The organism is Streptomyces specialis (assembly GCF_001493375.1).
Classification (GTDB): Bacteria; Actinomycetota; Actinomycetes; order Streptomycetales; family Streptomycetaceae; genus Streptomyces; species Streptomyces specialis.
Window position 1 is genome coordinate 1 of sequence record NZ_LN929774.1, and the last position, 7,624, is coordinate 7,624.

Annotated in this window: 6 protein-coding genes and 1 pseudogene; 4 read left to right on the forward strand and 3 right to left on the reverse strand. The window is 75.1% G+C overall.

The annotated features are described in order from the left end of the window. Nucleotides 1-51: 51 nt before the first annotated feature. Both BN2279_RS06640 and fdhD read left to right on the forward strand, forming a co-directional pair. Entirely contained in the window at nt 52-1,437 is a 1,386-nt protein-coding gene (locus BN2279_RS06640; protein WP_059007434.1) for a hypothetical protein, read from the forward strand. An 8-nt stretch (nt 1,438-1,445) separates the two neighbouring features. Then, nucleotides 1,446-2,267, forward strand: a complete 822-nt coding sequence (gene fdhD, locus BN2279_RS06645; protein ID WP_059007436.1) for a formate dehydrogenase accessory sulfurtransferase FdhD — start codon at nt 1,446-1,448, stop codon at nt 2,265-2,267. Here the strand turns inward: fdhD and BN2279_RS06650 are convergent. After that, complete coding sequence (locus tag BN2279_RS06650) at nt 2,228-3,196, reverse strand: bile acid:sodium symporter family protein (RefSeq protein WP_059007438.1); 969 nt, start codon at nt 3,194-3,196, stop codon at nt 2,228-2,230. The genes fdhD and BN2279_RS06650 overlap by 40 nt on opposite strands. Nucleotides 3,197-3,316: 120 nt before the next feature. Between BN2279_RS06650 and BN2279_RS06655 the strand changes: the two genes are divergently transcribed. Further along, a complete protein-coding gene (locus BN2279_RS06655; protein ID WP_059007440.1) occupies nt 3,317-4,159 on the forward strand; it encodes an aldo/keto reductase in 843 nt (280 codons plus the stop codon). A gap of 22 nt (nt 4,160-4,181) precedes the next feature. Here the strand turns inward: BN2279_RS06655 and BN2279_RS06660 are convergent, their stop codons facing one another. Further along, nucleotides 4,182-4,487, reverse strand: a complete 306-nt coding sequence (locus tag BN2279_RS06660; protein WP_059007442.1) for a 4a-hydroxytetrahydrobiopterin dehydratase — start codon at nt 4,485-4,487, stop codon at nt 4,182-4,184. A gap of 42 nt (nt 4,488-4,529) precedes the next feature. Further along, a complete protein-coding gene (locus BN2279_RS06665) occupies nt 4,530-6,620 on the reverse strand; it encodes a phage holin family protein (protein WP_059007443.1) in 2,091 nt (696 codons plus the stop codon). A 137-nt stretch (nt 6,621-6,757) separates the two neighbouring features. On the opposite strand from BN2279_RS06665, the pseudogene BN2279_RS06670 reads away from it, so the two are divergent. Then, nucleotides 6,758-7,507: pseudogene (locus BN2279_RS06670) on the forward strand (MBL fold metallo-hydrolase); the annotation flags it as partial. Nucleotides 7,508-7,624: the final 117 nt, after the last annotated feature.

Consider the following 7,624-nt stretch of genomic DNA (forward strand, 5'->3'; position numbering starts at 1 on the left):
CCTTCCTCTTCTGCTGCAGGTGCGGCTTTGTATTAGAGGGAGGGGCGATTCGTGGGGGCCTACCGGAGCGCGTACATCGGGTACGTCGTCCTCATCGGGCTGTGCGGCGCCGTGACGCTGGGCATGGTCCTTCTCGTCGTCGTCGGCCCCGGCGGGGCCGAGCCGCTGTGGCTGGCCCTCCTCGCCGGTGCCACGGTGGCCGGTCTCGTCCGCCTCCCCTTCGGCGCGACCCGCTGGGCGCGGGCGCAGGTCCCCCGGATCACCCGGCGGGACCTGCTGCCCGGCGGGCACTCCTACGGGGACGACACGTTCGCGCTGTGGGCTCCGCGTGCCCCGGAGGTGGTCCGGAGCGGCCCGGTCACGCGGGCCGATGTGCTCGCCGCGACGCTCGTGTCCCCCGACCACTTCCCGGAGGCGGCGACCTTCCACCACTACGGCGGCGATCTCGACCCCGACGAGCCCAAGCCGAGCATCCGGCTGACGCTGCGCGTGTACCCGGAAGCGGGCGAACCGTTCGAGACGACCGACGTGTTCCGCGTGCCGGGGATGTGCCTGGCGGCCGTCACCGAGGGGCGGCTCGTCGTCGGACCCGATCCCGGTCATCCGGACGATCCCGCGCGGGTCGGCGTCGACTGGCCCCGCAGCGCCACGCTGTCCGGGGTCCGTCCCTACCGGGTGGTGCGGCTCGACGGCCGGCGCGTCGATCTGACCGGGCGGATCGGGCCGCTGCTGGAGATGATGCGGATCGCCCGCGCGGCCGGCGGCATCCCTCTGGACGGTGACACGATCGACCTGCGGACCCTCGACCCGGGTGTGGCGGCCCGCGCGGAGGAGGTCCTCGACCGGGCCGGGGACGCCCCGGGGCCGTGGCGGTCGCGCACCGAGCCGGGCCCGGGTCCCACCTGGGTGGTGGGCGACCTGCCCGGTGACGAGGGCGGGTTCGGCGGCGTCACCAGGGCGTGGGCCCGCGCCGGCGGGCGCCTGGCCGACGCCCGGTTCCTGGAGATGCGGGGCACCACGACGTTCCAGTCCCACGGCCCGGTCCTGGAGACGGTGCTGCGGATCCACCCCGGCGACGGCGGCGCCCCGTTCGACGTGCGGCGGAAGCTGACCGTGCCGCTGAACTACCTCGCGCTGCTGCACCGCACCAGGGACGTCGTCGTGCGGGTGAGCCCGGACCGGCAGACGTACGACGTCGACTGGGAGCGGAGCAACCTCCTCGCCGGGGCCACCCCCGCCACGGTGATCGCGCCCGACGGGCGGGAGTTCACGCTGACCGGGCGGGCCGGGCCGCTCCGGGCGGTCATGGATCTGCTCGTGGCCCACGGCATCGGCGTCCGCGGCGCCACGCTCGACCTGCGCCGCCCCCGGTACGCCGCCGTCGTCCCGGCCGTGACGCGCGCGATCGACGCCCATGGCACGCCCCATGGCGGATGATGACCCGCATGGGTCGAGTCACCGAGCGCCGCCGCGTCGTACGGATCAGGGACGGGAACGTCACGGAGCGGGCCGACACGCTCGTCGGTGAGGAGCCGCTGGAGATCCGGGTGGACGGGCGGCCCCTCGCCGTGACCATGCGGACGCCGGGCGACGACTTCGCGCTCGCCACCGGGTTCCTCGTCAGCGAGGGCGCGCTCGGCGCGCCCGAGGAGGTCGCCCGGATCAGCTACTGCGGGGGCGCCGACACGTACAACGTGGTCGACGTCCGGTTCGCCGCCGGGGTCGCGCCGCCCGACGTGTCGCTGGAACGGCACGTCTACACCAGCTCCTCCTGCGGCGTGTGCGGCAAGGCCAGCCTGGCCGCGGTGCGCACCACGGCCCGCTGGCCGGTGCCCCTGACCGGCGACCTGCGGGTGGAACCCGAGGTTCTGGCCGCGCTGCCCGACCGGCTGCGGGACGCTCAGCGCGTGTTCGCGCGGACCGGCGGACTGCACGCCGCCGCGCTGTTCACGGCGGACGGGGACCTGCTCGACGTGCGGGAGGACGTCGGGCGGCACAACGCCGTGGACAAGCTCGTCGGCCGCGCCTTCGAACGGGGGCTGCTGCCGCTGTCCGGGGCGGGTCTGCTGGTGTCCGGCCGGGCCTCGTTCGAGCTGGTGCAGAAGGCGGTGATGGCCGGTATCCCGATGCTGGCGGCGGTGTCGGCGCCGTCCGCGCTCGCCGTCGATCTGGCCGCGGAGACCGGGGTGACGCTGGTGGGGTTCCTGCGCGGCACGTCGATGAACGTCTACGCCGGCGCCGAACGGCTCCAGCGGCGGGCCAGATAGGCGCAGACCACGAGCTGCGTCTGGTGGAACAGCATCAGCGGCAGCACCACCGGCGCCGCGGCGGCGCCGAAGATGACGCTGGCCATCGGCAGTCCGGCGGCCAGCGACTTCTTCGACCCGGCGAACACGACGACGATCCGGTCGTCCCGCCCGAAGCCCAGCGCGCGGGCGGCCCGGCAGGTGAGCAGCAGCATCGCGGCCAGCAGCACGGCCTCGACGCCGAACAGCGCCAGCAGCCGCCGCCAGCCCACCTCGTCCCAGATCCCGGCGTTCACGCCCTCGCTGAACGCCGCGTACACGACGATCAGGATCGACGCCCGGTCCACCAGCGACAACGGGCCCCGGTACCGCGCGACGACGTCCCCGATCCAGCGGCGCAGCACCTGCCCGAGCAGGAACGGCAGCAGGATCTGCCCGCCGACGCCCAGCAGCGAGCCGGCGGAGAACGCGGCGTCGCCGCCGATCAGCGCGGCGGCCAGCAGCGGGGTGAGGACGACGCCGAGGACGCTGGAGAACGATCCGGCGGCGATGGCCGCGGCGACGTTTCCCCGCGCCATCGCGGTGAAGGCGATGGACGACTGGACGGTGGACGGCACCAGGCACAGGAACAGCAGCCCGTCGTACAGGCCGTCCGTGAGCAGCCAGGGCACCAGGCCGCGGGCGGCCAGACCGAGGAGGGGGAACACCACGAACGTGCTCGCCAGGATCGTCAGGTGCAGCCGCCAGTGGCGCAGCCCGTCGAGCGCCTCCCGGGTGGACAGGCGCGCGCCGTAGAGGAAGAAGAGCAGAGCGATGAACCCGGTGGCCGCGCCGTCCACGGCCTCGCCCGCGCCACCGCGGGCCGGCAGCGCGGCGGCCAGGCCGACGGTGGCGAACAGCAGCAGAATGTAGGGGTCGATGAACCGGGTCAGTCCGCGCACGTCGGGCATTCTCTCCCCGGCCGGACGGGAATGCGCGGGCGGGGCCGGTGATTGACCATGGGGTCGGACGGCATGTCCGGCCTGGTTGGACCGACATATCGCACTCGGCAGAGAAGGACTGACACGCACGTGAGCAGCGTCCCGGAGGTAACCCTCAACAACGGTGTGAAGATGCCGCAGCTCGGGTTCGGCGTCTGGCAGGTGCCGGACGACGAGGCGGAGCGCGCGGTGGCCCTGGCCCTGGAGGCGGGCTACCGCAGTGTCGACACGGCCGCCATCTACGAGAACGAGAGGGGCACCGGCAAGGCGCTGGCGGCGTCGGGGCTGCCCCGCGAGGAGCTGTTCGTCACCACGAAGCTGTGGAACAGCGCCTCGGAGACCTGGACCCGGGAGAGCGTCCTGCGGGAGTTCGACGCGTCCCTCGCCCGGCTCGGCCTGGACCACGTCGATCTCTACCTCGTCCACTGGCCCCGGCCGATGCGCGACGACTACCTGACGGTGCTGCGGACGTTCGACGAGATCCACCGCACCGGGCGGGCCCGCGCCATCGGCGTCTCCAACTTCCAGCCCGCGCACCTGCGGCGGGTCATCGACGAGACCGGCGTCGTGCCGTCGCTCAACCAGATCGAGCTGCACCCGCACCTCGCGCAGGAGGAGGCCCGCGCGTTCCACGCGGAGCACGGCATCGTCACCGAGGCGTGGTCGCCGCTGGGCCAGGGCAAGGGCCTGCTGGAGGAGCCGGTCCTGGCGCGGATCGCGGAGAAGCACGGCAGGACCCCGGCGCAGGTGGTGCTGCGCTGGCACCTCCAGATCCAGAACGTGGTGATCCCCAAGTCCGTGACGCCCGCCCGCATCCGGGAGAACTTCGACGTGTTCGGCTTCGAGCTGGACGCCGGCGACCTGGCGGAGATCGCCGCCCTGGACAGCGGCACCCGTCTGGGCCCGGACCCGGACACGTTCGACTGGAACTGACGCGGCCCGCGCGGCCGGGGATTCAGCGCGCGCCGTGGGCGGGCGCGAGGGCGTCGATGCGGCGCACGAGCATCACGTCCTGCTCGGTGACCCGGCCGCCGGCGCTGTGCGTGGTGACCGCGACGTCCAGCCGGTCGTAGCCGAGCGTCAGGTCCGCGTGGTGGTTCAGCTCCTCCTGCACGGCGGCGATGTGCACCAGGAACGCGACGGCCTGCTGGTGCCCGGCGAGGCGGTAGCCGCGCACCAGCCGGTCGTCCTCGAGCGCCCAGCCGGGCAGCCCGCTCAGCGTCTCGGCGATCTCCAGCTCGTTCAACGGATGCGGCGCCATCGCGCACGTCCCTTCCGGCGGCGTCAGGAGCTTCCACCCTAGTCAGGGCGCGGCGGGGGTGGGGGTGGGTTCGGTCGCGTGGTCCGGCTGGCCGGCCGTCTCCCGCAGCCAGCCGCGCAGCACCCGGTGGACGGCCTCGGCGCCGACCAGTTCGCCGCCCGGCGGGGTCGGCGGGGAGAGCGCGCCGGGCGACAGCAGGAACGCGTGGCTCTGCCCGCCGCCCAGCCCGCCGTGGCAGCCGATCTGGTCCTCGAAGGCGTGCACCGCGCCGGTCGCCGGGTCGATCGCCGAGTTGACCATGATGTCGGCGGCGTGCGGGAAGCCCGCCGTCCGGCGGACGGCCGCCGCCGCGCCGGGGCCGAACGGCGCCAGCGGGTCGTCGCCGGCGATCTCCCCGCTGTCCAGGCGGCGTTCCGCGCCCCCGGCGCCCAGGCCGACGGGGCCGTGCCGCTCGTCGTGGACCAGCAGGAACCCGATGCCGGGGTGTTCGGCGAGGGTGCGCAGCAGGGCGGGGTGGCGGGCCTCGATCGTCGCGCGGCAGGCGCGGCCCGGCAGGTCGGGGAAGGAGATCAGGCCCAGGTTGCCCGAGCCGAGCACCACGGGCGCGGTCCGCCGTTCGGTGTCGCCGCCGTCCGCCGGGGGCGGCGGTTCGGGCGAGACCTCGGGCCGGTGCAGCGCGGCCCGCGCCGCGCCGCGCGCCTCCGCGCCGGACTCGGGGCGGCGCGTCTGCCGGGGCACGGGCCGGCCGCAGCCGATGCGGACCAGGGCCTCCAGCGTGTGGCCGAAGGCGCTTTCGAACGTCTCGCCGTGGCTCTGCCCGTGGTCCGACAGCAGCACCAGGTGGTACGGGCGCGGGGCGTGCTCGGTGGCCTGGACGATCCGCCGCACGCAGCGGTCGAGGGCGGTGAGCACCTGCCGGGTGTCCCGGCCGCGCGGCCCGGAGTGGTGCGCCACCTCGTCGTAGGCGACGAGGTCGGCGTAGACGGCGGTGCGCCCGTTGAGCATGTCGCCGATCACGGCGGCGGTGACGACGTCCCGCTGGACGACCGTGGCGAACGCCCGGATCAGCGGATAGAGCCCGCCGCGGCTGACGCGCGGCCGGTCGCCGCGCAGCCGGGACCGCACGGACTGGCAGATCTCGCGGACCAGTTCGGCGAGGAACGAGCCGGCGGTGCGGGTGGCGAGCGCCGGGTCGGAGAAGTACGCGAAGTACCCGGCGCGGGAGCGCTGGCCCGGGCGGCGCCTGGCGGCGACGGACAGGACCAGCGCGGCCTGGCCGGCGCCGCCGGCGAAGAGGTTGCCCCGGCTGGCGCCGTCCTCGGCGAGAAGGCCGGGCGAGCCGGGGCGGGCCACGGCGCGGCGTTGCAGTTCGGCGGCGCTGGACGGGCGGTTGCTGATGATCAGCTCGCCGGTCTCCTTCTCGTACCAGCGGAACGCGGGCACGTCCTCGTTGCTGCCGTGCAGGATGCCGAGCTGGGAGGCGCCGGTCTGGCTGGACCAGTCGGTGCGCCACGGGGTGAGCCGGTGGGTCGAGCCGCACAGCGCGGCGACCGTGGGCATCAGCGGCCGGTCCCCGGCGACGGCCTCGCCCAGCAGGTCGCGGCCGATGCCGTCGAGTTGCAGGAAGACCGTGCCGGGCGTCCGTGAGCGGCGGCCGGGCGCGGATCCGGCGAGGCGCCGCAGCCGCCGCCGGTGCGCGCCCCGGTCGGTGACGGCCAGGAGCGTGCTGGTGCCGGACGACGCCACGGACATCACGGCCGCCACCACGACGGCGGTCCCCGGCCCGGCCTCGCCGCGCCCGTCCGGGATGGCGCCGAGCGCGAGCAGCAGCAGGGAGCCGTTGAGCAGGAAGACCAGGGAGCCGAGGGCGAGGGCGGGCACCAGGAGCAGGGCGCGGACCAGCCATGGCCAGACCAGGGCGTTGAGCAGGCCGAAGCAGCCGGCGCCGAGGGCGGCGGTGGCGCCGACGCGGGTGAAGCTGTCGCCGTCGGCGGACTGGAGGCGGAAGTCCGGCAGCAGCAGCGCCAGCAGGACCAGGGTGAGGGTGCTGACCGCCCACACGGCGAGGACCCGCAGCAGGGCCGCGCCGCGTCTGCGCCACGCGGCGGCCGTCGCCGTTCCGGTTTCCGGCACGTGCTCCCCTTCGCCGTCGTCCAGGACTGCAATTCTCCACAACCCGGGAGATCGCCGCGCGGGTGTCCCCGGCCGCCTGGCATGCTGGACGCCGTGGGCGGCCTGTCCCGGGCGCCCCGGGGGCGGAAGGAGTTCTCATGCCGGTCGAGATCACCTGGTGGGGGCACGCGACCGCGACCGTGCGGGACTCCGGGACGACCGTGCTGACGGATCCGCTGTTCACGCGGCGCTGCGCGCATCTGCGGCGGCGGCGCGGCGCGCTGCCGCCGGTGTCGGCGCGGGTGGCGGACGTGGTGGTCGTGTCGCACCTGCACGCCGACCATCTGCACCTGCGGTCGCTGGCCAGGCTCGCCCCCGGCACGCCGCTGGTGGTGCCGCGCGGCGCGCTCGCGGCGGTGCCGGGGCTGCGGCGGATGGCGGCGCGGTTCGAGGTGCACGAGGTGGTGCCCGGCGACGCGGTGCGGGTGGGCGAGGTGACCGTGCGGGCGGTGCCCGCGGCGCACGACGGGCGGCGGCTGCCGTTCGGGCCGCGCCGGGTCACGGCGCTCGGCTTCGTGGTGGAGGGCGAGACGCGGACGTACTACGCGGGCGACACCGGACTGTTCGAGGCGATGGCCGACGAGGCGGGCCCGGTGGACACGGTGCTGCTGCCGGTCGGCGGCTGGGGCCCGAAGCTCGGGCACGGCCACCTCGACGCGGAGCGGGCCGCCCAGGCGCTGGCCCTGCTCCGGCCGCGCGCGGCGGTGCCGGTGCACTGGGGGACGTACTGGCCGGTGGGCCTCGACGGGGTCCGGCCGCACGAGTTCCACTCCCCCGGCGACGAGTTCGTGCGGCACGCGGCGCGCCTGGCGCCGGAGGTGCGGGTGCACCGGCTCGGGCACGGCGAGTTCCAAGGACTCGATCTCCCCGGCCGGGAGTTCCGTATGGGTCGCTTGCCGGGTGTAATGCCGAACGGTGTCGGCGCTGACAGATTCAGGAGCCGTCATCGGGCTCAAAGCGGTTCC